The sequence below is a fragment of the Halolamina sp. C58 genome (assembly GCF_051195095.1).
Lineage (GTDB): Archaea > Halobacteriota > Halobacteria > Halobacteriales > Haloferacaceae > Halolamina.
On sequence record NZ_JBNTJY010000002.1, the window covers coordinates 370,245 to 396,449 of the forward strand.

Below are 26,205 nucleotides of genomic sequence, written 5' to 3' on the forward strand. Positions count from 1 at the left end.
CGCGCGTGAAAGCCTTTGCTCGACCGTGGGAACCGTTCGTCGGCGCGGCGACGCGATCAGTCGAGCAGCGGCGTCCCGTCCGCCCGCGGGCCGAGTTCCGGCCCGTACGGGCCGCCGTCCATCTCCACCCGGCGGGTCTGCTCGTAGTCGGTCGAGCGCTCCGCGAGCGGCCGGCCGATCGCGCCCACCATCTCGACGTAGTCGGCGACGCTGCGGAATTCGCCGTACTCGCCGCCGGCGCGTTTGGTGATCTCCTCGGAGAGGATCGTCCCCATGAAGTCGTCGGCGCCGCAGTTGAGCAGTTTCAGCCCGTGTTCGTCGCCGGATTTCACCCACGAGGACTGGATGTGGTCGACGTTGTCGAGGAAAAGGCGTGCGACCGCGACGAGCAGTTCGTCCTCGGCCCTGCTCGGGCCGCCGTCGACGACGCCCGCCTCGTACAGCGGCGTGTTCTGGTGGATAAAGGAGAGCGGGACGAACTCCGTGATCGCGCCCGTGCGGTCCTGCAGATCGCGGATCACTTTCAGGTGTTTCGCGCGGTGCATCTCGTTCTCGACGTGACCGTACATCATCGTCGAGGTGACGGGCAGCCCCGCGGCGGCGGCGCCCTCCATCGCGTCGACCCACTCGCCGGTGTCCATCTTCCCCGGGCAGATCACCTCGCGCACCTCGTCGACGAGGATCTCGGCCGCGGTGCCGGGCGCCGAATCGAGCCCCGCATCGCGGAGCCGGCGGTAGATCGACTCGTAGGAGCGCTCGGTCCCCCGGCGGGCGTGGTACGCCTCCTCCGGCGTCATCGAGTGGAGGTGGACGCCGCCGACCGACATCGCCCGCAGCTGCTCGACGTACGTCCCGGGGTCGGTCTCGTAGCGCTCCGGCGGCTTGTAGTTCACCTCGCGTGCCGGGTCGTCGTAGCTTTCGAGGATCTCGCGGTGCTCCTGATCGAGCGCGAACGCCGGATGGAGCCCGGAGACGGAGGTGACCTCGTAGATGCCGCGGTCGAGCCCGTCCTCGACGGCCGCGCGGCTCTCTGCGGGCGTCTTGGTGAACCCCGAGTGTTCCACGTCGGCGTCTCTCTCGAACGCGCTGTCGGGGTTCTTGAAGTTACAGAACAGACAGCCCGTGTTGCAGGCGGTCGTGACGTTGTTGTTGAGGTTCGCGACGAACGTCACGGTGTCGCCGACTTCCTCGGCGCGCCGGCGGTCCGCGAGCTCGAGCACGCGCTCCTTGCGCGCGGGGTCGATCCCCGACGACTCGGTGCCCGTGGTCAGCAGTTCGACGGCGTCGTCGACGGAGAGTCGGTTCCCGTCGGCGGCTTTCGCGAGCGCGTTCTCGAAGGACTGGTCGCTCTCGGGGACGCAGTCGAACTCCAGCGCCCCGTCGTCGAGATTCGCCGCCGTGGTCATACAGGGAGGGGTAGGCCGAGCGTGAAAAACCGCGCGGTGGGGGGCGTCGTCGCCCGATCGAACCACGACCGTGCATAGCTCCACGCGAAACGGAGGGGTCCTGCCCACCGATGTGAAGATTCAAGGTCGCTCCCGCCCCCGCTCCGGGTGTGACCAGCGTCAAGGAGTTCCGCGTCGACCGGGCGCCGACCGACGACGAACTGGGTCGGGGGCGGTTCGTGTTCACCGACGACTACTCCGTGTTCGACTGGGGGCCGATGCCCGACACGATCCCCGAGAAAGGGCGGAGCCTCTGCACCATGGGCGCGGACAACTTCGAACGACTGGCCGACGCCGGGGTTCCGACCCACTACCGCGGCGTGGTCGACCCCGCCGAGGCCGGCGTCGACGCGCCGCCGACGGACGAACTCGACGCCGTCTCCGGCCCGCCACGGCAGATGGCGATCGACCTCACGGTCGTCCCGGATCTCCCCCACGGCGACGACGGGTACGACTACGACGCGTTTCACGCCGACGCCGGGAGCCACTACCTCGTTCCCCTCGAAATCGTCTTCCGGAACGAGGTGCCCGTCGGCTCCAGCCTGCGCACCCGGAGAGAGCCCGAGGACGTGGGGCTCGACCGCCACCGCTGGCCCGACGAGGCGGTGTCGCTGCCCGAACCGATCGTGGAGTTCTCCACGAAGTTCGAGGAGCAGGACCGCTACCTCGACGAGGCCGAGGCCGACGCGATCGCCGGCCGCGCCGACCTCGACGAGCTGCGGGAGACTGCGCTCGCGGTGAACGAGACCATCACCGAGCGCGCCACGGAGACGGGGTTCGTCCACGAGGACGGCAAGATCGAGTGTCTCTGGGTCGACGGCGAGGTGCGCGTCGCCGACGTGGCGGGCACGTTCGACGAGAACCGCTTCGCCTACGACGGACAGGAGCTCTCGAAGGAGGTGCTCCGGCAGTTCTACAAGGCGTACGATCCGGACTGGGTCGCCGCGGTGAAGGACGCCAAAGCCGTCGCCGCCGAGGAGGGCGTCGCCGACTGGAAGTCGTTCTGCGAGGAGTCCCCCGCCGAACTGCCGGCCGACGTACGCGAGGTCGCCGGCGAGATGTACGCCGCCGGCACGAACGCCTACACGGGCCGGGAGTGGTTCGAGGCGCCCGGGATCGACGAGGCGGTCGACGCGGTCCGGGATCTGTAACGCTCAACACTTTTCCCGGTCGCGCCGGGCCTTTCGAAGCGTGCTGCCCTCCACCGACAGCCCGATCGACCGACGCGCCGCGCTCGCTGCTGGCGCCGCCGCCGCGTCCTCACTCGCCGGCTGTACGTCCGTTCGCGAACTCCGACGACTGTACGACGACCCCCACACGCACCACAGCGACGCCACTCTCGGCGAGCCGCCGGAGCCCTGGCCGACGCTCGGCCACGACGCCCGCCGGACCGGGTTCCGGGAGACGCCCCCCGAGATCGCCGCCGAGCCGACGATCGAACGCGTCGGCGACGGCGGCGGCGAGTTCCGGGACACCGCCCCCGCGGTGACCCCGGATGCGGTGTACGCGACGACGGTGAACTACGGCGAGAACGACCGGACCAGAGGGTTCGCGGCGACCGGCCGGGACGGCGAGTCCTGGTGGGAACGCCAGTGGTCGGACGGCGACCTCCCCGCGACGCCGACGATCCACGGCGAGACCGCGCTGCTCTCGCGGGCCGGGACGACCGTCGCCGTCAACCGCCGGACTGCGGAGGTCCGCTGGGAGTACGCCGCCGGCAGCGTCGAGGGCGTCCCGACGGCGGTCGGGGAGACGGTGTTCCTCCCCAGCCGACGACTGTTCGCGCTCGACGGCGTCACCGGCGAGCGCCGCTGGGCGGCCGACGACCTGCCGAACCCGCCCGGCCCGGTCGCAGCCACCGAATCGACCGTGTTCGCGGAGAGCGACGGGACGCTCTACGCGGTCGACGCCGCGGACGGGAGCGTTCGCTGGGAGGAGTCCGTCGCCGAACCGAGCTACGACACCCCGGTCGTCGGCGACTCGATCGTCGCGATCACTGGCTCGGACGGGCTCCTGCAAGCGATCCCGCGGACCGACGAGGCCGAACGCTGGCAACGACAGGTCCCCGGCGGGCAGGTCGCGCCGGCGGTCGCCGACGGCCGCGTGCTCGCAGTCAGCGACACGAACGACAGTCTGCTCGCGTTCGACGCCCACACCGGCGAGACGGACTGGACCACCGATCTCGGTCCGACGGTCGACACCCGGGTCGCCGTGGGCGGGGAGACGGCGTTCGTGCTGGGGTACGACGAAGCAGTCGAGGAGGACTCGCTGTTCTGTATCGACGCCGCGAGCGGCGAGATCCGCCGCACCGTGTCGCTCCGGACCGCCGGCGGCGAACCGCTGGTGACCGAAGGAACGGGCGTCGCGCTCGCCGACGACGGCGTACTGTTCCCGGCGGGCGTCGACAGCGAGTACGGAATCTACCGGCTCGGCTGACCGCTCCGAACGGGGGAGGAAACGTTTTCCGCGCCGCGTGTTATCTGAGAATCATGTTCGACGACCTGCGACGCCGCTCGCTGCTGGCCGCGGCTGCGGGCGTCACCTCGCTGTCGGGGTGTGCCGGCGAGTCGCCGGAAACCGACACCGAGAGGAGCGATACGGCGACCCCGACGGCGACAGGGACGAGCGACTCGACCGCCGCCGATCGAGGCCCGAGCGTCGAGATCGACGGAACGGTCGCCGCGTCGTCGATCAGGGCGGGCGAACGCGTCGTCGCCGACGTGACCGTGACCAACGAGGGCGACGAGGGGGAGGTGACGCTGACGCTCCGCCTCGGCGACGACGCCGTGGGCCAGCGGACGGTGACGCTGGGGGCGGACGAGTCGACGACCGTCGAGTTCGAAACGGCGCCCGTCGATCGCTACGGGACGGTCGATGTCGCGGTCAACGGTGTCTCCATCGGATCGATCGAGGTGACGCATCCGCCGGAGATTCACGTCGACCCGGCCGGGAACGACGACGACGCCGGGACTGAAGCGGCGCCGGTCGCGACGATCCAGGCGGCGGTCGAGCGCGCGCGGCCGGGCGAGACCGTCCGCGTCCACGCCGGGGAGTACCGGGGGCCCGTGCTGACCCGCCGGAGCGGCGAGCCGGACGCTCCCATCACGATCACCGGGCCTGCCGACGCGGTGCTAACGGAGAATCCGGAGGACTGGCGCGGCGTGTTCGAAATCCACCACAGCCACGTCCACCTCGAAGGGCTGACGATCGACGGCCTGCTCGACCCCGACGCGCCGGAGACCGCGTCGTCGTACGTCGACAAGACGTTAGTCACCGTCTCGCCGCCGTCCCGGAGCGACCCCTCGCCGGTCAGCGACGAGTACCTGACCGACATCGTGGTCAAACCCGACCGCATCGGCAACACGCAGCGGAACATGGTGATCGTCTGGCGGACCGAGGGGATCGAGATCGGCGAGTTCGAGGTGATCGGGCCCGCGGGCGCCGGCTGGGTGTTCGACGACACCCCGGACCACGTCGGCGAGATCGTCTACCTCGGGCAGGCGCCGGCGAACGTGATCGAGGACTTCGACTGGTACCCCTGGGACCGGTACGACGAGACCAGCGACGTGCACGTCCACCACATCGACAACTCGGCGGGCCACCCCCACTCCGAGCTGGTCGACGCCAAACTCGGCACGCACGACGTGACAATCGAGTACTGCACGGACGCCGGCGGCTCGCAGAACAACGAGACGTACACCGTGTCGGCGCTGGCACTCCGGGGCCACGACGCGACCGTCCGCTGGAACCGGCTCGCCGACGGCTCCGGTCACGGGATCGAGATTCGCGACCGCCGTGGCTACAACGGCCCCCGAATCGAGGCCGAGCCCCGCGACGTGGTCGAACGCGCCGGGACGGGCAACGACATCTACGGCAACGAGATCACCGGGTTCGCCGGCGAGGCGGTGACGATCACCGAGTGGATCGACGGCGAGCCGTTCGAGCAGGGCCACATCTGCGGCAACGAGATCGAGGGCGAGACGGACTTCGCCCCCGAGTCGGACTGCGGCGACGCGGTGCCGTCCGGCGACGGCGTCGGCCACCGCGGCGGCGACAGCCCGTGGGAAGCGTAGCCGGCAGTCGGCGTATCTACCCACGAGCGTGTATACTAGTGGATTACCACAACCCCTTTTACGCACGGACGAACATACCCAGTCGATGACCGCCTACACCGCGACGGTGACGGTGCGGCTGAAGCGCGGCGTGCTCGACCCGGAGGCCGAGACGACCCAGAAAACGCTGGAACGGCTGGGGTTCGAGCTCGCGGACCTGCGCTCGGCCGACCAGTTCGAGGTGGATCTGGACGCCGACGACGCCGACAGCGCCGCCGAGCGCGCCGACGAGATGGCCCAACGGCTGCTCGCGAACCCCACGCTCCACGACTACGACGTGGTCGTGGAGGAGCAGGCGGAATGACTGTCTCCGTCGTCCAGTTCGGCGGGTCGAACTGCGACCGCGACGCCGTACGCGCGCTCTCCCGGATCGGCGTCGACGCCGAGCGCGTCTGGCACGAAGACGGCCTGCCCGCCGACACCGAGGGCGTCGTCCTGCCCGGCGGCTTCTCCTACGGCGACTACCTCCGGGCGGGCGCGATGGCCGCCCACTCGCCGATCATGAACGAGGTTCGCGCGGCCGCCGAGGAGGGGACGCCCGTGCTCGGCGTCTGTAACGGCGCCCAGATCGGCAGCGAGAGCCGGCTCACGCCGGGGGCGTTCACCACGAACGCCAGCGCGCGCTTCCAGTGTGAGGATGTGTTCCTGCGCGTGGAGAACGCCGACACGCCGTGGACAGCGGCGTACGACGAGGGTGAAGTGATCGAACTCCCGATCGCCCACGGCGAGGGGCGGTTCGAGATCGACGACGCGGCGTACGAGGAGTTGGTCGACGACGACCGCGTGCTGTTCCGCTACTGCGACGCCGACGGCGAGGTGACCGACGACGCGAACCCCAACGGCTCGAAGGGGAACGTCGCGGGCGTGCTCGGGGAGTCTGCGAACGTCGCGGTGCTGATGCCGCACCCGGAGCGGGCGTCGTTGGCGGAGTTGGGCGGGAGTACGGACGGGCAGGGCGTTCTGGAAGGGCTGGCGTAGGGGTTTCGGGCGGTTTGGGTGTTTCCGGAGTTGGAGATGGTTCTGTGACGACTGGAAGTGATCGCTGATCCAACAGCGACAGCAACAGCACCTCGTTTGCTGACTACTTGTGACCGCAGTGTGCCGGACACAGGGTCCGGCACAGCCCGGAGTCCCCACCCCTCCCCCCGCGATCGGCGACAGTCGCCGATCGCGAGGCGTCCACCGCCACCGCACCGCTGTGGCTGTTGGCGCGAAGCGGGAGCGCCCCTCGTGGGCGCGACCAGCGCGAGGGACGACTGACCGAGTGAAACGAGGGAAGGAGTCGGCTGGGGAGGGGACGAGGCGGGAAAACGCGACCAGCGGGAGCGGAAAACCGCCTCGAAGCGAGCGGCGAAGCCGCGAGCGATGTGGGCTGTGCGGCGCGGTTGCGGTCGCAAGTGGCCAGCGATCGAGACGCTGTCGCGGTTCGCAGTCGCTATCTCAACACTCGAAACCAAGCCTGAAACACCGACCAGACCGACAAAACCGAAGATTACCGAGCCAGCGGCATGTTGTACGACTCCTCCTCCGAAAGCACCAGTTCCCACGTGAACTCACACTCACACTCCACCTGCTCGAACACCGACGGATCCTGCCGGAGGTCGAAGTCCTTGATCGCCCGCTGGACGCGGTCGTCGCACTCACCGCAGTTGTGCGGGCCGCGATCCGACCCGTGACCAACGGGGTCGGAGACGACGATGGCGTCGACGTCCGTCGTCGACCGCAGCACCTCCGCGACCGACCAGAGCCACGGCGGGCGGTAGCCGCCCTCGTAGAACAGCTCGTCCACCATCGTGTAGCGCTGGACGTTACACGGGTTCATCGAGACGGTGTGACAGCCCTCGACGGCGCCACAGCGCCGGACGCTCGACTTCATGTCCTCCAAGGCTTCCTTCTCGGAGAGGAACGGCGGCTTCATCAGCAGGTACGCCTTCACGCCGGCGTCGCCCGCCCTCGCTTCGGCGCAGGCGTCCTCGAAGTCCGCGAAGTCGAAGTACTTGTTCACGCAGTCGTGGCGCACGCGGTCCGTGGCGGTCTCCAGTCCCACCGCCACGTCCGTTTCGAGGCCCTGTTCGGTGAACTCCCGAACCTTCTCGCGGTCGACGAAGTCAGGCAGCGACTCGACGACGATGCGGTCCCGGTCCGCGAACGTCTCCGCGATCGCCCGTCGGGTCTCGGCGGGCACCTCGCGCTCGTCGAGGAACGAGCCCGAGGTGTAGATCTTGATCAGCCCCGACTCGCCGTCGGCCTCCTCGGCCTCGTGGTCCAGACAGTACTGGATCTGCTCCATCAGCGCGTCGTGGCTCACGCTCCCGCCCTCGACGGACTCGGCGACGTAGCCACACATCGTACAGCCGCCGGCGCGGGCCCAGCGACAGCCGCCGGTGTTGAGGATGATCGTCAGGCTCTGGTACACCCCGTCGGGCGTGTTGTCCTCGTCGATCCACACCCGCGTGGGCTCGCGGGGATCGTAGCTCTGGTCGTTCTCGGCACGGATGTCGCGCATCACCTGATTGTGCGCGTCCATCCCCCGCCCGCGTTCGTACACTTCGGGCGTCGGCTCGCTGCTCATGGCCGAACTGGGCCGGGCACGGGGAAAACGGCTTCGACAGGCCGGGACGCTACGACCGCGCGTCGTCGACCCATGCGGGCACCGCGAACAGCCGCCACGCCGCGACACCCAGCGCGGCGCCGATCGCGTCGGCGACCAGATCGAGAACGGACACCGCTCGACCGGGGACGAACCCCTGCAGGAGTTCGACGCCGCCGCCGAACGCGGTCACGGCGACCGCGACGGCGAGGATCGCTGGAAGCGTTCGCGTCCGCAGCGCGAACAGGCTTGCTGCCGCGAGCGCCGCGTAGCCGACGACGTGGAGGAGCTTGTCGACGCCGACGGGGCCGATCGTCCCGCCACCACCGCCGCCCGGAACGAGCGAGGCGACGAGGACGACGGCGGCGACCGCGATCGGGAGCCAGCAGCGATCCATACCCGAGAGTGGGGCGAGCCGCCCAAAGCGGTTGCGTCCCGCGATCGTCGGCGGGTGGGTTTATCCGGGGCGCGACGGAAGGGTCGAACATGTCCCAGCCCTCCGCCCTCTCGGAGAACAGTAGTCTGTTGATCGCCGCCGGCGTCGCCGTGTTGGTGCTGGTGCTCCTCGCGGGGCTGCTCGGCTTCGGTGGCGCCGTCGGGATCCTCGGATTCGTCGTCTACACCGCCGTCTGGCTGGCGGTCGCGGCGTTCGTGCTGTGGCTGTTCTACCGCCTCGTCGTCGCCGTCGAACGGATCGCCCACGCACAGCAGCGGATCGCCGCGGCGGAGAACCCCCCGAGCGGCTCGCAGGTCACCGCGGCCAGCGGAACCGACGGGGACGGCGCCGACGACACCGATATCGACAGGACGGACGCCGACGGGGGCGACACCGTCGACGAATCCGACGCCGACGGCGACGCCGCGTAGCTTTCACCGGCTTCATAGGAACTTTCACACGTCCACCGCACTCGTGGACGATGAGCGGAAAGAAACGGTTCACCCCCGAAGAGTTGGCGCGCCTCCCCGAGTTCCACCACCCCCGCGTCGGGCCGGACGGCGAACGCGTCGCGTTCTACTACGACGGCACCGGCCGCAACGAGCTGTACGTCCAGGAGATCGAGAGCGGCGAGCGCCGGCAGATCAGCGACGGCGAGGTCCCCCGGGCCGCGCGCTGGCCCATCGCGTGGGACGCCGACGGCAGCCGCGTGTTCTTCCACCTCGACGACGCCGGCGACGAGCAGAACGACATCTGGGCGATCGATCTCGACGGCGACGCCGAGCCCGTGATCGAGACGCCCGGGCAGGCGTCGCTGCAGGACGTGGCCGACGACGGCCGCCTGCTGTACGCCAGCGACGAGGGCGAGCAGATGAACCTCTACCTGTTCGACCCCGCGACCGGCGAGTCCGAGCAGCTGACCGAGAACGACGAGCCGGTCCGGGGCGGCAGCTTCTCGCCCGACGGCGACCGGATCGCCTACACGACCAACGAGACGGAGGCGATGGAGAACCGCGACGCGTACGTACAGGAGCTCGAGAGCGGCGAGAGCCGCCGACTCGACATCGGCGAGACGGGCTCCCAGACCGGTGCGGTCGACTGGCACCCCGACGGCGAGCGCCTGCTCGTCCGCGACGACACGGAGGATTTCACCAACGCCGGCGTGTACGAGCTCGCGACCGACGAACTGCGCTGGCTCAGCGACGGTAGCGTCGAGGAGTCGCCGCAGGCGTTCGGTTCGGACGGCGAGACGGCGTACGTGCTGCGCAGCGAGAACGCCGGCCGTGCGCCGATCGTCTACGATCTCGCTAGCGGCGAGCCCGAACCGCTCGACCTCGCCGACGGCGTCGCCTCGCTGGCCGGTGGGGAGCATTTCCTCACGGACGGCCGGGCCGTGTTCACCCAGACGACGCCCGACACGCGCTCGGCGCTGCTGGCGTACGACGACGGCGCGACCGAGACGCTGATCGAGCCCGACTACGGCGAGATCGACCCCGACGCGTTCGTCGACGCCGAGTACGTCACCTACGAGTCAGAAGACGGCCTCGAGATCGGCGCGCTGCTGTACGACGCGCGGGATCGGCCCGAGGGCGAGGAGGGTGAGGAAACCCCCGGCGTCGTGAAGGTCCACGGCGGCCCGCACGGCCAGTCGATGCAGTCGTTCGACCTCTACGCGCAGTTCCTCGTGAGCGAGGGGTACTCCGTGCTGCTGCCGAACTACCGCGGCTCGATCGGGCGCGGGCGGGAGTTCCAGCAGGCGATCCTCGACGACTGGGGCGGCGCCGAGCAGGAGGACATCGCCGCCGGCGGCCGCTGGCTGGGCGACCGGGAGTTCGTCGACGAGGACCGGCTCGCGGTGTTCGGCGGCTCCTACGGCGGCTACTCGGCGTACTGCCAGCTCACGATGCACCCCGAGATCTGGACGACCGGCGTCGCGTGGATCGGCATCACCGACCTGCAGCTGCTGTACGAGGAGTCGATGCCGCACTTCAAGGCGACGCTGGAACAGCAGCTCGGCGACCCCGAGGAGAACGAGGCGCTCTGGCGGGAGCGCTCGCCGATCACCCACGTCGACAACATGGAGGCGCCGGTGTTCGTCGTCCACGGCGTCAACGACCCGCGCTGCCCGATCTCGCAGGCGCGCGTGTTCCGCGACGCGCTCCAGGAGCGCGGCTGGGAGGAAGGGCCGGACGGCGACTTCGAGTACGAGGAGCTCGAGGCGGAGGGCCACGGGAGCTCCGACGTGGAGCAGAAAGTCCGGGCGTTCGGGCTGATCGGGGAGTACCTGGATCGACGGCTGTAACCGATCACGGCGAGCGACCGGTCTCGACCTCCGTGTCGAGACCGCGGAGCCGATGCCGTGATCGTGTTGTAGCCAGTCCACGGAGCCGATGCCGTGGCTGTGTCTCGCCGACGACGACGCTACTCCCGCCCGACGACTACCGCGGTCCGGATGTCGAGCGCGGCGTCGAACTCGGCGCCGCGGCGCGTCTCGGCGCCGATCCGGAGCAGCTGTCGCTCGTGTGCCTGTCGGACTGTCAGCGCCTCCTGCGGCGTCAGCGAGAGCGTCGACGCCACCCCCTCCCAGTAGTCCGGCGGGACGAAGAACAGTTCGCGGCTCTCGTCGCTGTACGGCGACTCGAACTGCCGGCGGAGCGACGCGCGACTGCCAGTCAGGTGTGCCTCGACCCGACCCAGCAGCTCCGGGAGCGTCCGCGGGTCGACGCCGTCGCTCCCCGCCACCTGCTGGAGCACCGCGGCGTCGAACGGCACCTCGTCGGCGTCGGGAACGGGCGTCGTCTCGGGGCGGTCCGGCCCGTCGTCGGGCTGGCCGGGGAACTCCGAACGCCTCATCGGCGCCCCGCGGGCCGACGGGGTCGGTCGTGGGGTGATCGCGCGGGCGTCGAGAGGGACATACATCCCACTTGTGCGTTCTCGGGCATAAGGAGCGCGACGGCGCTACTGGTTCCAGGGCGCCGCGTCGAAGTCGACGATGCGGTGTCGCTCGTCGATCGCGTCGATGGCGGCCACGTCCTCGTCGTCGAGATCTAGCTCCCGGGCCTCCCAGTTCTCCCGGATGTGGCGCTCGCCGGTGGCCTTCGGGATGGCGACGACGTTCTGCTTCGCGAGCAGCCACGCGAGGCTCACCTGCGCAGGGGTGGCGTCGTGCTTCTCGGCGATCTCCTGTATCGTCTCGACGTCCGCGACCTGATTCCGCGCGATCGGGCAGTACGCCACCAGCGCGTAGTCGTGTTCGACCGCGTGGGCTCGGAGTTCGTCCTGCGGGAGCATCGGGTGGCACTCGACCTGATGGGCCGCGAGCGGCGGATCGAGCCGCTCGATCGCGGCGTCGAGCTGGTCGACCCGGAAGTTCGACAGCCCGACGGCGTCGATCACGCCGTCCGCGTGGAGGTCGTTCAGCGCCTCGATCGTCCCCTCGGGGTCGTAGCTGTTGATCGGCCAGTGGACGTACAGCAGGTCGATCGTGTCGACCCCCAGCCGGTCGGCGCTCTCCCGGGCGGTCTCGACGGCGTCGTCGTACGCGAGGTTCTCCGTGGAGAGCTTCGTCGCGACGAAGGTGTCCTCGCGGGCCACGTCGCTCGCGGCCAGCGCGTCGCCGACCGAGTCCTCGTTGCCGTAGCTCTGGGCGGTGTCGACGTGGCGGTACCCAGCGTCAAGCGCGGTCGTGACGCTCTCGGTACACTGCTCGGGGTCGTCGTTCTGGTACGTGCCGAAGCCGAGCCGGGGGATCTCCTGCATGGCCGGATCGGGGGGCCGGGGGCGTGTCAAGCCTGTGGTGGCGGAACCCCGGGTCAGAGCGAAAGCGTCGCCGGCTCGATCCCGAGATCGTCGAGGTGGGCCTCCAGCGCGTCGACCCGGTCGCCGATCTCCTCGGGGCGGTGTGAGTCGGTGCCGATCACGAACTCGACGCCGTGGTCGAGGAGGCTGTCGAGCAGCCCCGGCGCGGGGTGGAACTCGCCGTACTCGTCGAGCACGCGCCCGGCGTTGATCTCCGGGATCGTCGAGGAGTCGGCGAACGCCGCGGCCACCTGTTCGTAGTGCTCGGCCGTCGAGTACCCCCGGAGCTCGGGTGTTCGTTCCACGAGGTCGGCGTGGGCGGCGATCTCGAACAGCTCCGTCTCCGCCAGCGCCGCGAGTGCGTCGTAGTAGCCGTCGACGACGGCGCGGCGCCCCTCGTCGTCGAGGCCGACGAAGTTCTCGGACCACTGCACGTCGTCGCCGTCGACCGAGTGGACGCTACCGATCGCGTAGTCGAACGCCGCCTCGTCGAGGAACGCGGCGATGTCCGCCTCCCGGCCCGGGACGTAGTCCATCTCGACGGCGTCGTAGATCGCGATGTCGGTCTCGGTCCGTGCCCACTCGATCCCCTCGCGGCGCCGGGGGTACGTCTCGTCGAGCGCGAACCCGAGGCCGTCGAGGCGCCGGCGGGCGTCGCCCTCGGCGGTGACGTTGCAGTGATCGGCGAAGCCGATCCCGTCGAGTCCGGCCGCCTCCGCGGCCCGGACCATCCCCGGGATGAAGTGGCCATCCGAGTAGTTCGAGTGGGTGTGGTAGTCGAACCGGACCATCAGGGGAGAGGCGCGAGCGTCGCGGTGAAGACGGCCGTCTCGTCGGTGTCGTTGCGCGCGCCGTGGGCGACGCCGCGCTCGTGGTGAACGACGCCCGGCGCGGCGATCGCTTCCTCGTCGTCTGCCTGAATCACCGTCACCGTGCCCGAGAGCACGTGGAACACGTTCAGGCTCTCGGGGTGGTCGTGTGCGTCGAGTTCCGCGCCGGGACCGAGGAAAAAGGCCTTCACGAGCGCGGCGTCGTCGACCACCAGTTCGCGGGTCTCGATCGTGCCCGGTTCCGGGGTCACGTCGGGGAGTTCGTCCATACACGCGTATCGGCGGGCGGGGAGAAAAGTCCGGCTACGTCGGCCGCGCTACTCGTCGTCGGGGCCGTCGAGGAACCCCTGATACGGACAAACGTACTCGTCGCGGATGATCTGCTCGTCGACGATCTCCAGCCCCAGCGCGTCGAGTTCCTCGCTGATCCGGTTGAGGTCGTCGTGGTCGCGGCCGATCGTGTTGACGTAGACGTTGCGCTCGCCGGTCATGATCTCCCGGACGGCGGTGACTCCCTCGATCTCCCGGGCCGCGTTCGCGAGCTCGTCGCGCTCGGGGATCGGGGCGGTGCAGATGATCTTCGTGTACAGCGGGTAGCCCGCGAGATCGTAGTCGATGTCGAGGTGGTAGCCGTGGATGATGCCGGACGCCTCGAGCTTGTTGATCCGGGTGCGAACGGTGCTCGCCGACAGGTCGAGCTTCTCGGCGATCTCGCTGGAGGAGGTGTTCCGGGCGTCCTGCTGGAGGTAGTAGAGGATGTGGCGGTCCACGTCGTCCAGCTCTCCGTCTTTCATCGCTACCGGCGTGAACCCCGGTAGCGTCTTAGTACCCCCGATCCCGCCGAGGGAGGCCACAACACGCGATCGGAAACAGTTCCGCCTTCGTCGACGACATCGCCGACCCGTCCGTCGCTCCACCGGCGGCTGGTCGAGCGATTCCTGTCGGCGGCCGCACCGCTTGCGGCCGAAAACTGTCGAGAGAAGGCGACGCCGATAGAGAGCGTCGCACGGGACAAACGCGTGCAGCCAGCGGCTGGGACGGCCATCCCGGTGCCCCGCCTCTGACAGAGGGCACCCCCATCGTCCGCGCCGCCGGACGCACGCCGAGGCCGCCGCCTCCCTCGGTGGAGGATGGGCGGCTCCGAAACCCACTGCGCCGCCGAACCGCGACTCAGCGGTTAGTTGTTGCCGTTCCCGTTGCCGTTACCGGGGTTGGCGTCGTCGTCATCGTCGTCTTCGTCGTCGTCATCGTCGTCATCGTCGTCTTCGTCGTCGTCATCGTCGTCATCGTCGTCTTCGTCGTCGTCATCGTCCGCTTCAGTCTCGGACTCGTCGTCGCTCTCGTCGTCAGCCTGGCCGGGCGCGTCACCGGAGTTGCCCGGCGCCTCGTCGTCGTCAGCCTGACCGGGCGCTTCGTCGGAGTTGCCCGGGGCGTCGCCAGAGTTACCCGGGGCCTCACCGGAGTTGCCCGGCGCCTCGTCGTTGCCGTTCCCGAGCTGCTCCTGGATCAGCTGGCCGAGGTTCCCCTCGCGGTCGCCGTCGAGCCAGTTCTGGATGACGGCGAAGACGTTCTTCGCGCGGTCGGAGGCGTTCTCGTCGGGGCCGGCCTCGTCGTCGCTCTCCTCAACGAGCTCGCCGTCCTCGATCGTGTACTCGAGTTCGAGCTCCTGCTCGCCGGCGGTGATCTCGATCTCCAGCTCCTCGCTGGCGTTCGTCTCGAACGTGAGCGTGCCGTTCGCGTCAGTCGTGCCCACGTCCTCGCCGTTGGCCGTGACCGACGCGTTCTCGACGGCGCTCCCGTTCTGGGTGACCGTCAGGTCGACCGTGCCGTTGTCGTAGCTCACGTCGGCCGCGAGCTCGGGCTCCTCCTCGTCGTCCTCGCGGACGAGCTCGCCGTCCTCGATCACGTACTCGACCTCGTGGTCGATCCCGTCACCCTCGAGCTCGAGTTCGAGCTCCTCGGTGGCGTCCGTCTCGAACGTGAGCGTGCCGTTCGCGTCGGTCTCGCCCACGTCCTCGCCGTTGGCCTCAACCGAGACGTTCTCGACGCCCGTCCCGTTCTGGGCGACGCTGAGCGTCACTGTTCCGTTGTCGTAGGACGCCTCGACTGTCGTGTCGGACGCCTCGGCGCTGTTCTCCGCGTCCGTGGCTGTGACCGCCCCCGCACCCGCGGAGACGACCAGCGCTGCCACCAGCACCGTGAGCAGTTTCGTGGTGTTCATCGCATCCCTCCCAACGACCTACACCCTCTTGAATGGGGAACGCGCCAAACGCCGATTCCGGCGGTTTGAGTCCATTCTAAACCGAATTAAGTCGACTTAACAGACGATTCCGGAGGGGGTCGGAACAGCCGCCGCTTACGGGCGTGAGGTGGCTCGGAACGGGGTCGTCTGCGGCCGCGGCGCGCGGCCGCTGAGAACGGACGCTACGCGAGTTCGTCGACGAGCTCCTCCGCGACCGCCTCGGCCCCCAACAGCGACGGGTCGACCACGAGGTCGACGGTGCCGGCGACCGACTCGGGCAGCTCGCCGCTGCCGAAACAGACCGCCCGCACGTCGGGGTTGGCCTCCTTCGCGAGCGTGATCGAGATCCCCTCCGCGAGATCCGTGAGCACGAACAGGTCCGCCTCCTCGATCCCGGCGTCCGCGAGCGCGTCGGCGAACACGGGGCTGTCGACGCGTTCGACGGTCACGCCGAGCGCGTCCAGTTCCTCGCCGATGCCTTCGGGGTCGTCGCCGGCGACGATGGCGTTCATTCGTACTCGATGGTCGCGGGCGGTTTGTGGGTCACGTCGTAGACGACTCGCGAGACGTTGTCGTTCATCCCGGTGATGCGGCTCTGGATGCGCTGGAGCGTGTCCCAGTCGAGCTGCTGGGCGCGGGCGGTCATCCCGTCCCGGCTCTCGACGGAGCGCACCGCGACCACCCAGCCGTGGACGCGGTTGTCGCCCTTCACCCCCGTGGCCTTGCCGAGGACCGCGCCGAACGCCTGCCAGGGCTCGTGTTCCGCGGTTTCCTCCTCGACGACGTGGCAGGCGTCGCGGGCGACCTCGACTTTCTCCTTGGTAACCTCGCCGACGATGCGGACCGCCAGCCCCGGGCCGGGGAACGGCATCCGCTCGGAGATCACCTCCTCGAGGTCGAGTTCGCGGGCGACCTCGCGGACCTCGTCCTTGTACAGATCGCGGACCGGTTCGACGATCCCCTCGAAGTCGACGGCCTCGGGCAGCCCGCCGACGTTGTGGTGGGACTTGATGTTCCCCTCGCTCTCGATGCGGTCGGGGTAGATCGTCCCCTGCACCAGGTAGTCGGCGTCGGCCTCCTTGGCCTCGCGCTCGAACTCCCGGATGAACTGCTCGCCGATAACGTGGCGCTTCTCCTCGGGGTCGGTGACGCCGGCGAGTTCGGCGAGGAACCGCTCCTCGGCGTCGACGACCGTCAGCGAGTGCATGTAGGAAAAGGTCTCGCGGATGCTCTCGGTCTCGCCTTTCCGCATCAGCCCCGTGTCGACGTAGACGGGGACCAGTCGGTCGCCGATGGCCTCGTACGCCAGCGCGGCCGCGACCGAGGAGTCGACGCCGCCCGAAAGCGCGATGACGGCCTTCCCGTCGCCGACTTCCTCGCGGATCTCTTCGACTTTCTCGTCGATGAACGACTCGGCGTCGACCATCAGGCGCTCACCTCCGTCTCGGCGGCCTCGTCCTGTCCGTCGAGGATCGCGTCGAGCAGGCCGACGAACGGCGGGCTCGCACGGTCCGGCCGGGAGCGGAACTCGGGGTGGAACTGTGTGCCGATGAAGTACGGGTGGTCGGCGCGTTCGACGATCTCCATACGGTTGTCGGCGTACCCCGAGAACGTCAGCCCGTCGGCTTCGAGCTGTGGGATGTACTCCGGATTCACCTCGTAGCGGTGGCGGTGGCGCTCGGTGCAGGACGTGTCGCCGTACACCGCGGCGGCGAGGGTCCCCTCGTCGATCTCGGTCTCGTGCGTTCCGAGTCGCATCGTGCCGCCCATCTCCTCGGTCTCGTACTGCTCGGGCAGCAGATCGATCACGGGGTGGGGGGTGTCGGGCTCGATCTCGGTGCTGTCGGCGCCCGCCAGCCCGACGACGTTGCGGGCGTGCTCGATCACGGCCATCTGGAAGCCCAGACAGAGGCCGAGGAAGGGCACGTCGTTCTCGCGGGCGTAGCGCACCGCCTCGATCTTCCCCTCGCTGCCGCGGGAGCCGAACCCGCCGGGGACGACGACGCCGTCGGCGTTCTCCAGCCGTTCGGCGTGGTGGTCGTCCATGTCGTCGGCGTCGACCCACTGCACGTCGACCTCGACGCCGCGCTGGATGCCGGCGTGTTTCAGCGCCTCGTGAACGGACATGTACGCGTCCTCGAGGTCGTACTTCCCGACCAGCGCGACCTCGACGGTGTCGGTGCGATCGCGGGTGACGAGGTCGCGCCACTCCGTCGAGCGTTCCTCTTCAGGGAGCGCCTCGTCGGCGAGGTTCAGTTCCTGCATCACGTACTCGTCGAGCCCCTCGCTCTCGACCATCAGCGGGACGTGGTAGACGTCCTCCACGTCGGGGTTCGAGAACACCGCGTCGGTCGGCACGTCACAGAACAGCGCGATCTTCTCCTTCGTCTTCTCGTCGAGTTCGTCCTCGCAGCGCCCGACCAGGATGTCCGGCTGGAGCCCGATCGACCTGAGCTCTTTCACGGAGTGCTGGGTCGGTTTGGTCTTCTGCTCGCCGTTCTTCGAGTACGGGACGAGCGTGACGTGGGTGAAGAGGATGTCCTCGTCGTCCTCCTCGTGGGCGAACTGCCGCAGCGCCTCGAGGTAGGGCATCCCCTCGATGTCGCCGACGGTGCCGCCGATCTCGATCAGACACACGTCGCTGCCCTCGGCTGCCTCGCGGATGCGCCGCTTGATGTCGTCGGTGATGTGGGGGATGACCTGGACCGTCTCGCCGAGGTAGTCGCCGGCGCGTTCGCTCTCGATGACGTTCTTGTACACCTTCCCGGTGGTGACGTTGTGGTCGGAGGTCATGTCGACCCCGAGGAACCGTTCGTAGTTCCCGAGGTCCAAGTCCACCTCGCCGCCGTCCTTGAGGACGTACACCTCCCCGTGCTGGTAGGGGTTCATCGTCCCGGCGTCGACGTTGAGGTAGGGGTCGATCTTCACGGCGGTCACGTCGAAGCCGGCGTTCGAGAGGAGGCGCCCGGTGCTGGCGGCGGTGATGCCCTTGCCGAGGCCGGACATCACCCCGCCTGTCACGAACACGAACTTCCGTCCGAGGTCGGGGTCGTAGCGCTGCGGGTCCGTCGGCATACCGACCATCCCCGTCCCCCCGGCAAAACGATTTCGGAGGGACCCCGGGGTTGGTGACGGCTCCCGAGCGATCGCGTCAGCGCGCCGAAATCAATCTTCGTCGATCCCGCCTCTGCTTGCCGGGATCACCCTCCGTCGATCCCGCCTCTACTTGTCGGGATCAATCACTATCGATCCCGTCGATCGCGCCGCGACTCCCGTCGGTGGCCGCGAACTGTCCCGCCGCCGAGGTCTGCCGGGAGACGGTCGTCACCCGGAGGACGTAGCTGGCTACGAGCAGGAACGGGGCGAACGAGATCGCCTCGATCGCGGCGACCAGCAGGTGGCTCTCGGGTGCCCACGCGAGGTAGTGGAGGAACGTCGCGGTCACCGCGACCGCGGGGACGGAGGTCAACACGAGCCAGCGCGAGAGGCTGGCGAACTCGGATTTGGTGTACAGCGTCTTGAAGTACTGCCGCGCCGCCGCGAAGTACTGCAGCAGGCGGAGCAGTTCGTCGATCGCCTCCTCGGCCGACGGCGAGAGCGCGTCGGTGTGCTCGGCGCGGATCCGCCGCAGGTCGTTGATCTGCCGGTCGTGGTTGTAGTTCATCATCGCGACCGTCACGTCCAGCGGCGAGGCGGCGCCGTCGAGCCCCTCGTTCATCCGACCGGTCTCCTCGGCGAGATCCTCGACGTACGCGGAGACGTTCTCGCGGGCGTCGATGTCGGCGGTGACCATCTCGTCTTCCAACTGCTGGGCGCGTTCGAGGATCTCCCCCGAGAGCGTGCGCACGAGCGGCCCCGGGGACGCGGGGACGTGCGCCTCGTCGACCACGCCCTCGAGCTGTCGGCGGAACTCGACGACGCTCTGGACGCGGCCGAACTGCTGGTCGAGGGGGTTCTGCTCGCCGGAGACGAACAGGGAGTTGATCGAGACGACGATCGAGAAGATCAAGAACGTCCCCGACAGCATCGTGCTCAGCAGCGGCACCGTCGCGTCGCGCCCGCCGAGATGGTGGCCGTGTGGCAGGAGCGCGTGCCCGACCGGCGCCGTGAGCACGTAGCCGACGAGCAGGACGACGGCCGTGACGTGCTGGCGGTTCCCCGTCAGCATCACCCACCGGAGCAGGCGGGCGAACGGCCCCACGTCCCGTCTGGGGAGCATGATCGTTTCTCTCGCGTCGCAGTTAGTTACCGCTTGCGACCCGGAACGGTCCGCACCGGCGCACGGTCAGATCTCGGCGAACAGCGCCTCAGCGTACGACTGTGCGCGCTCGCGGACGGCGGCGGCGTCGATCCCGACGTGCTCGCCGCCCTCGTAGCGCACCCGCCCGTCGACCATCGTGAACCGCACGTCGTCGCCGTGGGCCGCGAACACGAGATGGGAGACGGGGTCGTGGACCGGCGTCGACCGCTCGTTGTCGGTCGTGAGCCCCACCACGTCGGCTTTCCACCCCTCCCGGAGCGCGCCCACCTTCTCGAAGCCGGCGGCCTCGGCGCCGTTCTCGGTGGCCATCTCGAAGGCGGTCTCCGCGGCGATCGCGGTCGGATCGTTGTCGTCGACCTTCGCGAGCAGGCTGGCCTGTCGCATCTCGGTGAACGCGTCGAGCGTGTTGTTGCAGGGCGGGCCGTCGTTGCCCAGCGCGACGGTGATCCCCCGACTCAGGTAGTCCTCGACCGGCGCGATCCCCGAAGCGAGCTTCATGTTCGAGGACGGGCAGTGGGTGACGTTGGTGCCCGTGTCCGCCAGCACCTCGCGCTCGGCCTCGTCGGTGTGGACGCAGTGGGCCAGCACCACGTCCTCGCCAGTGAGTCCGACCTCGTCGAGCCAGTGGACGTTCCGCATCCCGGTTTCGGTCTCGACGGCGGCGATCTCGTCCTCGTTCTCGCTGGCGTGGGTGTGGATCGTCACGCCGTCGTAGCGGTCCGCGAGCTCGCGAGCGCCGCGCAGGCACGCTTCCGTACAGGAGACGGCGAACCGCGGCGTGACCGCGTACTGGATCCGGCCGTTCGCCGCCCCGTGGTACTGCCGGATCAGCGCCTCGCTGTCCCGGAGCGCCTGCTCCGTGGACTGTTCGAGCCCGTCGGGCGACTCCTTATCCATCAGCACCTTCCCCATCCGGGCGCGGATCCCGCGGTCGCGGGCCGCCTCGAACGCCTGATCCGCGTGGTGGACCGACAGGTGGTCGATCACGGTCGTCGTGCCCGAGGCCAGACACTCCAGATAGCCGAGGTCGGCCGCGAGCCGCATCCCCTCGGCGTCGAGGCCGGCTTCCATCGGCAGCACGTGGTCGAACAGCCAGTCGAGCAGTTCCGCGTCGTCGGCGACGCCGCGGCCCAGCGACTGGACGGAGTGAACGTGTGCGCCGACGAGCCCCGGCGCGACGATGTCGAACTCGCGGTGCTCGTGGGCCGGAAACCGCTCGCGGAGGTCGCTGGCGGGGCCGACGGCCTCGATGCGGTCGCCCGCCGTGACGACGGCGCCGTCCTCGATGGTCGTCTCGACGTCGACGACGACCGTTCCGGTGAGTAGCATCCCCTGCGTGGGAGGGAGTGGAGGATTAAGAGGCTGACTATCGCCGACAGCGCCCCTCAGAGCCCCAGCGCCTCCAGCAGGTCGAACCCCCAGCCGAGATGTGCCATCACGTAGTAGCCGACGTAGATCCCGACGATCGCGACGACGCCGGGGAGCGCCGGCGGCGCCGGGATGGGGAGTCGGAGGAACGTGAACAGCGCGCCGGTGACGATTCCGACCGCGAGCGCGGCGACGACTGCAGCGACGTTCATGGTTTCCGGAGCGACGCGGTCCGCGAAGGTAAATGCGGCTATCGGCGCCGGGAGTCAGCAGCGTTAACCGTCGCCCCGACCCAGTTCTCCCCATGAGCTACGAAGACGAGATGGAGAACCCCGACAACCCCGTCGCGACGATCCACACCAGCCACGGCGACATCGTGGTCGAACTGTTCCAGGACCGCGCGCCGACGACCGTCCACAACTTCATCAGCCTCTCGACGCACGCCGAGGACTACGAGGACGCCGAGGTCGGTCCCGAGGGCGAGGCGTGGGAGGACGACGGCGAGAAGCGCGTCGACCCGCTGTACGACGACGTGGCGTTCCACCGCATCATCTCCGGGTTCATGATCCAGGGCGGCGACCCGACCGAGACGGGCCGCGGCGGCCCCGGCTACGAGTTCGAGGACGAGTTCCACGAGGACCTGACCCACGACGGCCCCGGGATCCTCTCGATGGCCAACTCCGGCCCGAACACCAACGGCTCGCAGTTCTTCATCACGCTGGACGCCCAGCCCCACCTCGACGGCAAGCACGCCGTCTTCGGCCGCGTGATCGACGGGATGGACGTGGTGCGCGAGCTCGGCAACGTGCCGACCGACCGCAACGACCAGCCGCAGGTCGAGGCGACGCTGGAGTCCGTCGACATCGAGCAGTAGACCAGTCCTCTTGCGGTTTCGTCCGGTTTTCTCCGCACCGCGACCGTGAGTAGCGTGTTTGCGCTCTACAAAAGCCTTCCCGGCAAAGCTTATCCCCGTCCGTGGTAGTTGTTCACACGCACAGCATGTTCGAGCAGTTCTCCAGCGGCTACTACCTGGGCGTGTTGTACGTCCAGCCGGGCGAGGAGCGGGCCGCCCTCAACGTCGAGGACCACGAGGCGGTCAACCGACAGCTCTACGGCGACAGCGAGGGGATCGAGCGGCTCGACTCCCCGCTCGTGATGAAGCTCGACGGGACACACTTCCCGGTACGGGGAGCCGAGGGCGTGCCGACGGGGACGCTGACGGTGCCCGAGCCGCTGGCCGACGACGGGCTGCCGGCGCGCCGCGAGGTGCTGCTGGCCCGCCCCGAACGCGCGGGGCAGCTGCTCAAGTACGGCGGGTGGGAGCCGGCTGACGCCGCGTAATCCACCGAAGGAATCGGCTCGACGAGGGCGGCATGCGCCCCCGGCGAGGTCGCCCTTCGAACCGATTACGGGGCCGAAAGCGGCTCATTACTTTAAGCCGGTAGCACAGTAGTCCAGCCATGGCTACCCGACAACGCCCCAACACCATGGTGGAAGAACAGCTCAAGGAGGCGCTCGACGCCGCCGAGTGCCCGGAGGTACGCTACCACATCCGGGAGTCGATGCAGCTGCTGCATCTCGACGACGAGGAGAACTGAGCCCCGAAGCTACAAACCCCTCCCCGCCCGCGGGTTCGGTATGCTCGACCGCCTGCTGGGCCGGCGCCACCTGAAGGAGCGCATCGAGGAGCTCGAGGAGCAGTGCGAGAGCCTCCGGGCACAGGCCGAGTCGGCCAAGGAGAGCCGCGCCGAGGCCGTCAGCGCCCGTCAGGACGCCGAACGCGAGGTCAACAGGCTCGAGGACCGCGTCACCGAACTCGAGGACCGCCTCGACCGCGCCGAGGGCGACGGCGAGCCGGAGCTGACGTTCCGACACGAGGAAACCGCAAGCGGCGGCCGCGTCGGCGCGGTGGCCGACCGGCTGCGCAGCGTCGAGGCCGGCCGCGAGGGGGCGCTGACCGCGTTCGTCGCCGACGACGAGTCGGTGCCCGAAGCGGTCCGGGAGACGCTGGGCGACCGCGCCGCGCTCGTCTCGCGGGCGGCGCCGTGTCTGGTCTGTGCCGACGACGCCGGCCTCGTCGCAACCGCGCTGTCGCTCCCGATCGAGCCCGATCCGTTCGTCGAGTGGGGCGACGGCTTCCGGGTCGAACCCGAGTGGGTCCGCCCGACGGGGCGGCTCTGCTTCGCGCTCGTACGCTCGGACCGGTTCGCGCTCGGCGTGTACGAGGACGGCGACCGGGTGGCGTTCGCCGGGTTCGAGAGCGACGTGATGAACGAACACTCGAAAGGCGGCTTCTCGCAGGGCCGTTTCGAGCGCCGCCGCGACGCCCAGATCGACGAGCATCTCGAGGAGGCCGCCGCGACCGTCGAGGACCACGCGACCGACGCCGACCGCGTCGTGATCGTGGGCGAGCGCAGCGTGCTCGGGGAACTGCGCGACCTCGCGGACGCGACCGCGCGCGTCGACGCGACCGGCGACCCTGAGGAGGCGCTCAAGACGGCGTTCCGCGACTTCTGGAGCGTCCGCGTGCGGGGGCTGTGAACCCTCGCCGCCTAGTGTAACAGTTCGTTACGCCCCGTAACAGTGAAGTGAGCGCCGCCTCTCGTGAGCGGTATGACCGAGACAGTACGGGTCAGCGACGAGGATTACGAACGGATCGCCGCCGCGTCGGAGGTGTTGGGGCTGACGTTCCCCGAGGTGGTCGAACTGGGGCTGTCGACGGACCTGCTGACGGAGAGCCCCCGGCAGAACGCCCGCCGGGCGCTCCAGAACTACTACGTCTACATCCTCGGGCAGTACGACGAGCCACGCGATGTGCCCGTCGACGAGCTCGAGTTCGAGGGGCCCAAGCAGGCGATGACGGCGCTCACGATCGGCCAAGAGAAACGCGAGAGCCGGATGGCCAAAGCCGCCGAGGAGTGAGGCCGCCGGGGTCGGCGTCGTGCCGACGACGCGAGCGCCGACCCGCCCCCGAACCGATCCGCCGCGAGTGTGACCGCGGACCACCGATTTATACCCCCGCTCCCCAATCTCACCACCATGTCCGACCAGAGACGACTCGCGATCCTGGCCCACGAGAAGTTCCCCGACCGCGCCAAGACCGCCCTCGGCGTGATGCGCTACAGTGACGACGAGACCGTCGCCGTGATCGACCGCGACACCGCCGGCAGCCGCGTCCACGACCACACCGACACCGTGCCGGACGCGCCGATCGTCGGCGCCTTCGACGAGATCGACGACGAGGTGGACGCGCTGCTGATCGGGATCGCGCCCATCGGCGGCGGCTTCGACGAGTCGTGGCGCCCCGACGTGACCGCGGCGCTTTCCGCCGGCGTGGACGTGGTCGCCGGGCTCCACTACTTCCTCAACGAGGACGAGGAGTTCGCCACGCTCGCGGCGGAACACGGCGCGGATATCCACGACGTGCGCGAGCCCCATCCGGGGATCGGCGTCGCCGAGGGGAAGTCGGACGAGATCGACGCCGAGGTCGTCCTCACGGTCGGTACCGACTGCTCGGTCGGGAAGATGACCGCGACCTGCGAGCTGGTCGAGGCCGCACGGGAGGCGGGCATCGACGCCGGCTTCGTCCCCACGGGGCAGACGGGGATCATGATCGCGGGCTGGGGCAACCCCGTGGATCGGGTCGTCTCGGACTTCACCGCCGGCGCCGTCGAGGAGATGCTGCTGGAGAAGGGCGACGAACACGACGTACTGTTCGTCGAGGGACAGGGCAGCATCGTCCACCCCGCGTATTCGGCGGTCACCTGCGGCATCCTCCACGGCTCGATGGCGGACAAACTGGTGCTCTGTCACGAGGCCGGCCGCGAGGTCGTCCACGGCTACGAGGACACTGACCTGCCGCCGATCCCGGAGTACGTCGACCTCTACGAGTCGCTCGCCGCGCCGGTCCACGAGACCGAAGTCGTCGCCGGCGCGCTGAACACGAAAGATGTGGACGGCGACGAGGCGGCCCGCGAGGCGGTTGAGGCGTTCGCCGACGAGATCGGCGGCGTCGCGACCGATCCCGTGCGCTTCGACGCCGCGGAGATCGTCGACGAGGTGGTCGGGGAATGAGCCTCGACACCGAGTTCGAGCGCGTCTCGCTCCCGCTCGCGGACGCCTTTACCATCTCCCGGGGGACGACCGAAGCCGCCGAGAACGTGATCGTCCGGATCACCGACGAGGGCGGGATGACCGGGATCGGCGGCGCCGCACCCTCGGCGCACTACGGCGAGACGGCCGACACCGTCGAGGCGGTGCTGCCCGACCTGCTCGACGTGGTCGAGGACGTTGGCGACCCCCACGCGCTGACGACGATCGAGGAGCGCATGCGCCACACGGTCGAACGCAACCCCGCCGCGCGGTGTGCGGTGTCGATCGCGCTGCACGACCTCGCGGCCAAGCGGACGGGACTCCCGCTCTACCGCCTGTGGGGGCTCGACCCCGAGGAGACGCCGACCAGTTCGTTCACGATCGGGCTCGATACGACGGAGAAGATCCGCGAGAAGACCGAAGACGCCGTCGAGGCGGGCTACTCGACGCTCAAGGTGAAGCTCGGAACCGACCGCGATCGGGAGATCATCGAGACGATCCGGGAGGAGGCGCCCGACGCGACGCTGCGCGTCGACGCCAACGAGGCGTGGACGCCGCGGGAAACCGTGCGGAACTCGGCGTGGCTCGCCGAGCACGACGTGGAGTTCATCGAACAGCCCGTCCCCGCGGAGGATTCCGAGGGGCTGCGGTTCGCGTACGAGCGCAGCGAACTGCCCATCGCCGCCGACGAGTCCTGTATCACGCTCGAAGATATTCCCGAGATCGCCGACCGGTGTGACATCGCGAACCTGAAGCTGATGAAGTGTGGCGGGCTGCTCGAAGCGAAACGGATGGTCCACGCCGCCCGCGCCGAGGGGCTGGAGGTGATGCTCGGCTGCATGATCGAGAGCAACGCCAGCATCGCCGCCGGGGTCCACCTCGGGCCGCTGCTCGACTACGCCGACCTCGACGGCTCGCTCCTGCTCGAGTCGGACCCCTACGACGGGGTCGATCTGTCCGAGGGGGAGATGGGGCTGGCGGATCTGGGGCGCCCGGGCACCGGCGCGCGGCCGCAGTAGTTCTCGAAGGGG

At 69.3% G+C, this 26,205-nt stretch carries 29 protein-coding genes; 14 read left to right on the top strand and 15 right to left on the bottom strand.

Translation table 11 applies throughout. The features are described 5' to 3' along the window. Positions 1-56 precede the first annotated feature (56 nt). Entirely contained in the window at positions 57-1,406 is a 1,350-nt protein-coding gene (cofH, locus tag ACQUSM_RS12400) for a 7,8-didemethyl-8-hydroxy-5-deazariboflavin synthase subunit CofH (protein WP_435119001.1), read from the bottom strand. Positions 1,407-1,555: 149 nt separating this feature from the next. Between cofH and ACQUSM_RS12405 the strand changes: the two genes are divergently transcribed. The 5 genes from ACQUSM_RS12405 to purQ all read left to right on the top strand — a co-directional run bounded on the left by ACQUSM_RS12405 (position 1,556) and on the right by purQ (position 6,535). Continuing rightward, positions 1,556-2,596, top strand: coding sequence for a phosphoribosylaminoimidazolesuccinocarboxamide synthase (locus ACQUSM_RS12405; RefSeq protein WP_435119003.1), 1,041 nt, complete (start codon positions 1,556-1,558; stop codon positions 2,594-2,596). 40 nt (positions 2,597-2,636) lie between these two features. Then, entirely contained in the window at positions 2,637-3,881 is a 1,245-nt protein-coding gene (locus tag ACQUSM_RS12410) for a PQQ-binding-like beta-propeller repeat protein (RefSeq protein ID WP_435119004.1), read from the top strand. A 53-nt stretch (positions 3,882-3,934) separates the two neighbouring features. Further along, the gene (locus tag ACQUSM_RS12415) at positions 3,935-5,518 is read left to right on the top strand and encodes a hypothetical protein (protein WP_435119006.1); all 1,584 of its coding nucleotides are present in this window, start codon (positions 3,935-3,937) and stop codon (positions 5,516-5,518) included. A gap of 85 nt (positions 5,519-5,603) precedes the next feature. Then, positions 5,604-5,861 (top strand): phosphoribosylformylglycinamidine synthase subunit PurS, encoded by a 258-nt coding sequence (purS, locus tag ACQUSM_RS12420; RefSeq protein WP_435119007.1) that lies wholly within the window; start codon positions 5,604-5,606, stop codon positions 5,859-5,861. Beyond that, entirely contained in the window at positions 5,858-6,535 is a 678-nt protein-coding gene (gene purQ / locus ACQUSM_RS12425; protein ID WP_435119009.1) for a phosphoribosylformylglycinamidine synthase I, read from the top strand. The genes purS and purQ overlap by 4 nt, the downstream gene beginning before the upstream one ends. Positions 6,536-7,049: 514 nt before the next feature. Here purQ and ACQUSM_RS12430 read toward each other — a convergent pair. Continuing rightward, positions 7,050-8,129, bottom strand: a complete 1,080-nt coding sequence (locus tag ACQUSM_RS12430) for an archaeosine biosynthesis radical SAM protein RaSEA (RefSeq protein WP_435119011.1) — start codon at positions 8,127-8,129, stop codon at positions 7,050-7,052. A 49-nt stretch (positions 8,130-8,178) separates the two neighbouring features. Beyond that, the gene (locus tag ACQUSM_RS12435; RefSeq protein ID WP_435119013.1) at positions 8,179-8,544 is read right to left on the bottom strand and encodes a VanZ family protein; all 366 of its coding nucleotides are present in this window, start codon (positions 8,542-8,544) and stop codon (positions 8,179-8,181) included. Between the two features lie 89 nt (positions 8,545-8,633). Between ACQUSM_RS12435 and ACQUSM_RS12440 the strand changes: the two genes are divergently transcribed. Both ACQUSM_RS12440 and ACQUSM_RS12445 read left to right on the top strand, forming a co-directional pair. After that, the gene (locus tag ACQUSM_RS12440; protein WP_435119015.1) at positions 8,634-9,014 is read left to right on the top strand and encodes a hypothetical protein; all 381 of its coding nucleotides are present in this window, start codon (positions 8,634-8,636) and stop codon (positions 9,012-9,014) included. A gap of 50 nt (positions 9,015-9,064) precedes the next feature. Then, complete coding sequence (locus ACQUSM_RS12445; RefSeq protein WP_435119017.1) at positions 9,065-10,885, top strand: S9 family peptidase; 1,821 nt, start codon at positions 9,065-9,067, stop codon at positions 10,883-10,885. A 119-nt stretch (positions 10,886-11,004) separates the two neighbouring features. Here ACQUSM_RS12445 and ACQUSM_RS12450 read toward each other — a convergent pair whose 3' ends face one another. From ACQUSM_RS12450 to ACQUSM_RS12505, 12 genes are all read right to left on the bottom strand, one after another. Further along, complete coding sequence (locus ACQUSM_RS12450; RefSeq protein WP_435119018.1) at positions 11,005-11,436, bottom strand: hypothetical protein; 432 nt, start codon at positions 11,434-11,436, stop codon at positions 11,005-11,007. Positions 11,437-11,541: 105 nt separating this feature from the next. Further along, entirely contained in the window at positions 11,542-12,342 is an 801-nt protein-coding gene (locus ACQUSM_RS12455) for an aldo/keto reductase (RefSeq protein WP_435119020.1), read from the bottom strand. 53 nt (positions 12,343-12,395) lie between these two features. Beyond that, entirely contained in the window at positions 12,396-13,172 is a 777-nt protein-coding gene (locus ACQUSM_RS12460; RefSeq protein WP_435119022.1) for a PHP domain-containing protein, read from the bottom strand. Beyond that, the gene (locus ACQUSM_RS12465; protein ID WP_435119023.1) at positions 13,172-13,480 is read right to left on the bottom strand and encodes a cupin domain-containing protein; all 309 of its coding nucleotides are present in this window, start codon (positions 13,478-13,480) and stop codon (positions 13,172-13,174) included. Before ACQUSM_RS12465 ends, ACQUSM_RS12460 begins: the two co-directional genes overlap by 1 nt. A gap of 48 nt (positions 13,481-13,528) precedes the next feature. Continuing rightward, on the bottom strand, positions 13,529-14,005 hold the full coding sequence (locus ACQUSM_RS12470) for an Lrp/AsnC family transcriptional regulator (protein ID WP_435119025.1): 477 nt from the start codon (positions 14,003-14,005) through the stop codon (positions 13,529-13,531). 383 nt (positions 14,006-14,388) lie between these two features. Then, entirely contained in the window at positions 14,389-15,432 is a 1,044-nt protein-coding gene (locus ACQUSM_RS12475) for a hypothetical protein (protein WP_435119027.1), read from the bottom strand. 203 nt (positions 15,433-15,635) lie between these two features. Further along, positions 15,636-15,965, bottom strand: coding sequence for a DUF7126 family protein (locus tag ACQUSM_RS12480; protein WP_435119028.1), 330 nt, complete (start codon positions 15,963-15,965; stop codon positions 15,636-15,638). Continuing rightward, positions 15,962-16,879 carry a glutamine-hydrolyzing GMP synthase gene (guaA, locus tag ACQUSM_RS12485; protein ID WP_435119030.1) on the bottom strand — a complete coding sequence of 306 codons (918 nt, stop codon included), beginning with the start codon at positions 16,877-16,879 and terminating at the stop codon, positions 15,962-15,964. Before guaA ends, ACQUSM_RS12480 begins: the two co-directional genes overlap by 4 nt. Then, complete coding sequence (locus ACQUSM_RS12490; protein ID WP_435119032.1) at positions 16,879-18,528, bottom strand: CTP synthase; 1,650 nt, start codon at positions 18,526-18,528, stop codon at positions 16,879-16,881. Before ACQUSM_RS12490 ends, guaA begins: the two co-directional genes overlap by 1 nt. 160 nt (positions 18,529-18,688) lie before the next feature. Beyond that, positions 18,689-19,672: a hypothetical protein gene (locus ACQUSM_RS12495; protein ID WP_435119034.1), complete on the bottom strand. Its 984-nt coding sequence runs from the start codon at positions 19,670-19,672 to the stop codon at positions 18,689-18,691. A gap of 66 nt (positions 19,673-19,738) precedes the next feature. Continuing rightward, positions 19,739-21,043, bottom strand: coding sequence for a 5'-deoxyadenosine deaminase (locus ACQUSM_RS12500; RefSeq protein ID WP_435119036.1), 1,305 nt, complete (start codon positions 21,041-21,043; stop codon positions 19,739-19,741). A 56-nt stretch (positions 21,044-21,099) separates the two neighbouring features. Then, a complete protein-coding gene (locus ACQUSM_RS12505) occupies positions 21,100-21,294 on the bottom strand; it encodes a XapX domain-containing protein (protein WP_435119038.1) in 195 nt (64 codons plus the stop codon). A 92-nt stretch (positions 21,295-21,386) separates the two neighbouring features. Here ACQUSM_RS12505 and ACQUSM_RS12510 point away from each other — a divergent pair, with 92 nt between their 5' ends. The 7 genes from ACQUSM_RS12510 to ACQUSM_RS12540 all read left to right on the top strand — a co-directional run bounded on the left by ACQUSM_RS12510 (position 21,387) and on the right by ACQUSM_RS12540 (position 26,193). After that, positions 21,387-21,956 (top strand): peptidylprolyl isomerase, encoded by a 570-nt coding sequence (locus ACQUSM_RS12510; RefSeq protein ID WP_435119039.1) that lies wholly within the window; start codon positions 21,387-21,389, stop codon positions 21,954-21,956. A gap of 125 nt (positions 21,957-22,081) precedes the next feature. Further along, positions 22,082-22,423: a DUF5802 family protein gene (locus ACQUSM_RS12515; RefSeq protein ID WP_435119712.1), complete on the top strand. Its 342-nt coding sequence runs from the start codon at positions 22,082-22,084 to the stop codon at positions 22,421-22,423. A gap of 119 nt (positions 22,424-22,542) precedes the next feature. Beyond that, on the top strand, positions 22,543-22,680 hold the full coding sequence (locus ACQUSM_RS12520) for a hypothetical protein (protein WP_435119041.1): 138 nt from the start codon (positions 22,543-22,545) through the stop codon (positions 22,678-22,680). Between the two features lie 40 nt (positions 22,681-22,720). Next, entirely contained in the window at positions 22,721-23,623 is a 903-nt protein-coding gene (locus ACQUSM_RS12525; protein WP_435119043.1) for a Vms1/Ankzf1 family peptidyl-tRNA hydrolase, read from the top strand. A gap of 72 nt (positions 23,624-23,695) precedes the next feature. After that, complete coding sequence (locus tag ACQUSM_RS12530) at positions 23,696-24,004, top strand: hypothetical protein (RefSeq protein ID WP_435119045.1); 309 nt, start codon at positions 23,696-23,698, stop codon at positions 24,002-24,004. A gap of 117 nt (positions 24,005-24,121) precedes the next feature. After that, positions 24,122-25,156: a DUF1611 domain-containing protein gene (locus ACQUSM_RS12535; RefSeq protein ID WP_435119047.1), complete on the top strand. Its 1,035-nt coding sequence runs from the start codon at positions 24,122-24,124 to the stop codon at positions 25,154-25,156. Next, the gene (locus ACQUSM_RS12540) at positions 25,153-26,193 is read left to right on the top strand and encodes a dipeptide epimerase (RefSeq protein WP_435119049.1); all 1,041 of its coding nucleotides are present in this window, start codon (positions 25,153-25,155) and stop codon (positions 26,191-26,193) included. The genes ACQUSM_RS12535 and ACQUSM_RS12540 overlap by 4 nt, the downstream gene beginning before the upstream one ends. Positions 26,194-26,205 lie beyond the last annotated feature (12 nt).

Coding starts and splice junctions, on each gene's coding strand:
- cofH (WP_435119001.1), bottom strand. CDS start 1,406: ATGACCACGGCGGCGAATCTCGACGACGGGGCGCTGGAGTTCGACTGC.
- ACQUSM_RS12415 (WP_435119006.1), top strand. CDS start 3,935: ATGTTCGACGACCTGCGACGCCGCTCGCTGCTGGCCGCGGCTGCGGGC.
- purS (WP_435119007.1), top strand. CDS start 5,604: ATGACCGCCTACACCGCGACGGTGACGGTGCGGCTGAAGCGCGGCGTG.
- purQ (WP_435119009.1), top strand. CDS start 5,858: ATGACTGTCTCCGTCGTCCAGTTCGGCGGGTCGAACTGCGACCGCGAC.
- ACQUSM_RS12430 (WP_435119011.1), bottom strand. CDS start 8,129: ATGAGCAGCGAGCCGACGCCCGAAGTGTACGAACGCGGGCGGGGGATG.
- ACQUSM_RS12435 (WP_435119013.1), bottom strand. CDS start 8,544: ATGGATCGCTGCTGGCTCCCGATCGCGGTCGCCGCCGTCGTCCTCGTC.
- ACQUSM_RS12440 (WP_435119015.1), top strand. CDS start 8,634: ATGTCCCAGCCCTCCGCCCTCTCGGAGAACAGTAGTCTGTTGATCGCC.
- ACQUSM_RS12445 (WP_435119017.1), top strand. CDS start 9,065: ATGAGCGGAAAGAAACGGTTCACCCCCGAAGAGTTGGCGCGCCTCCCC.
- ACQUSM_RS12450 (WP_435119018.1), bottom strand. CDS start 11,436: ATGAGGCGTTCGGAGTTCCCCGGCCAGCCCGACGACGGGCCGGACCGC.
- ACQUSM_RS12455 (WP_435119020.1), bottom strand. CDS start 12,342: ATGCAGGAGATCCCCCGGCTCGGCTTCGGCACGTACCAGAACGACGAC.
- ACQUSM_RS12460 (WP_435119022.1), bottom strand. CDS start 13,172: ATGGTCCGGTTCGACTACCACACCCACTCGAACTACTCGGATGGCCAC.
- ACQUSM_RS12465 (WP_435119023.1), bottom strand. CDS start 13,480: ATGGACGAACTCCCCGACGTGACCCCGGAACCGGGCACGATCGAGACC.
- ACQUSM_RS12470 (WP_435119025.1), bottom strand. CDS start 14,005: ATGAAAGACGGAGAGCTGGACGACGTGGACCGCCACATCCTCTACTAC.
- ACQUSM_RS12475 (WP_435119027.1), bottom strand. CDS start 15,432: ATGAACACCACGAAACTGCTCACGGTGCTGGTGGCAGCGCTGGTCGTC.
- ACQUSM_RS12480 (WP_435119028.1), bottom strand. CDS start 15,965: ATGAACGCCATCGTCGCCGGCGACGACCCCGAAGGCATCGGCGAGGAA.
- guaA (WP_435119030.1), bottom strand. CDS start 16,879: ATGGTCGACGCCGAGTCGTTCATCGACGAGAAAGTCGAAGAGATCCGC.
- ACQUSM_RS12490 (WP_435119032.1), bottom strand. CDS start 18,528: ATGCCGACGGACCCGCAGCGCTACGACCCCGACCTCGGACGGAAGTTC.
- ACQUSM_RS12495 (WP_435119034.1), bottom strand. CDS start 19,672: ATGCTCCCCAGACGGGACGTGGGGCCGTTCGCCCGCCTGCTCCGGTGG.
- ACQUSM_RS12500 (WP_435119036.1), bottom strand. CDS start 21,043: ATGCTACTCACCGGAACGGTCGTCGTCGACGTCGAGACGACCATCGAG.
- ACQUSM_RS12505 (WP_435119038.1), bottom strand. CDS start 21,294: ATGAACGTCGCTGCAGTCGTCGCCGCGCTCGCGGTCGGAATCGTCACC.
- ACQUSM_RS12510 (WP_435119039.1), top strand. CDS start 21,387: ATGAGCTACGAAGACGAGATGGAGAACCCCGACAACCCCGTCGCGACG.
- ACQUSM_RS12515 (WP_435119712.1), top strand. CDS start 22,082: ATGTTCGAGCAGTTCTCCAGCGGCTACTACCTGGGCGTGTTGTACGTC.
- ACQUSM_RS12520 (WP_435119041.1), top strand. CDS start 22,543: ATGGCTACCCGACAACGCCCCAACACCATGGTGGAAGAACAGCTCAAG.
- ACQUSM_RS12525 (WP_435119043.1), top strand. CDS start 22,721: ATGCTCGACCGCCTGCTGGGCCGGCGCCACCTGAAGGAGCGCATCGAG.
- ACQUSM_RS12530 (WP_435119045.1), top strand. CDS start 23,696: ATGACCGAGACAGTACGGGTCAGCGACGAGGATTACGAACGGATCGCC.
- ACQUSM_RS12535 (WP_435119047.1), top strand. CDS start 24,122: ATGTCCGACCAGAGACGACTCGCGATCCTGGCCCACGAGAAGTTCCCC.
- ACQUSM_RS12540 (WP_435119049.1), top strand. CDS start 25,153: ATGAGCCTCGACACCGAGTTCGAGCGCGTCTCGCTCCCGCTCGCGGAC.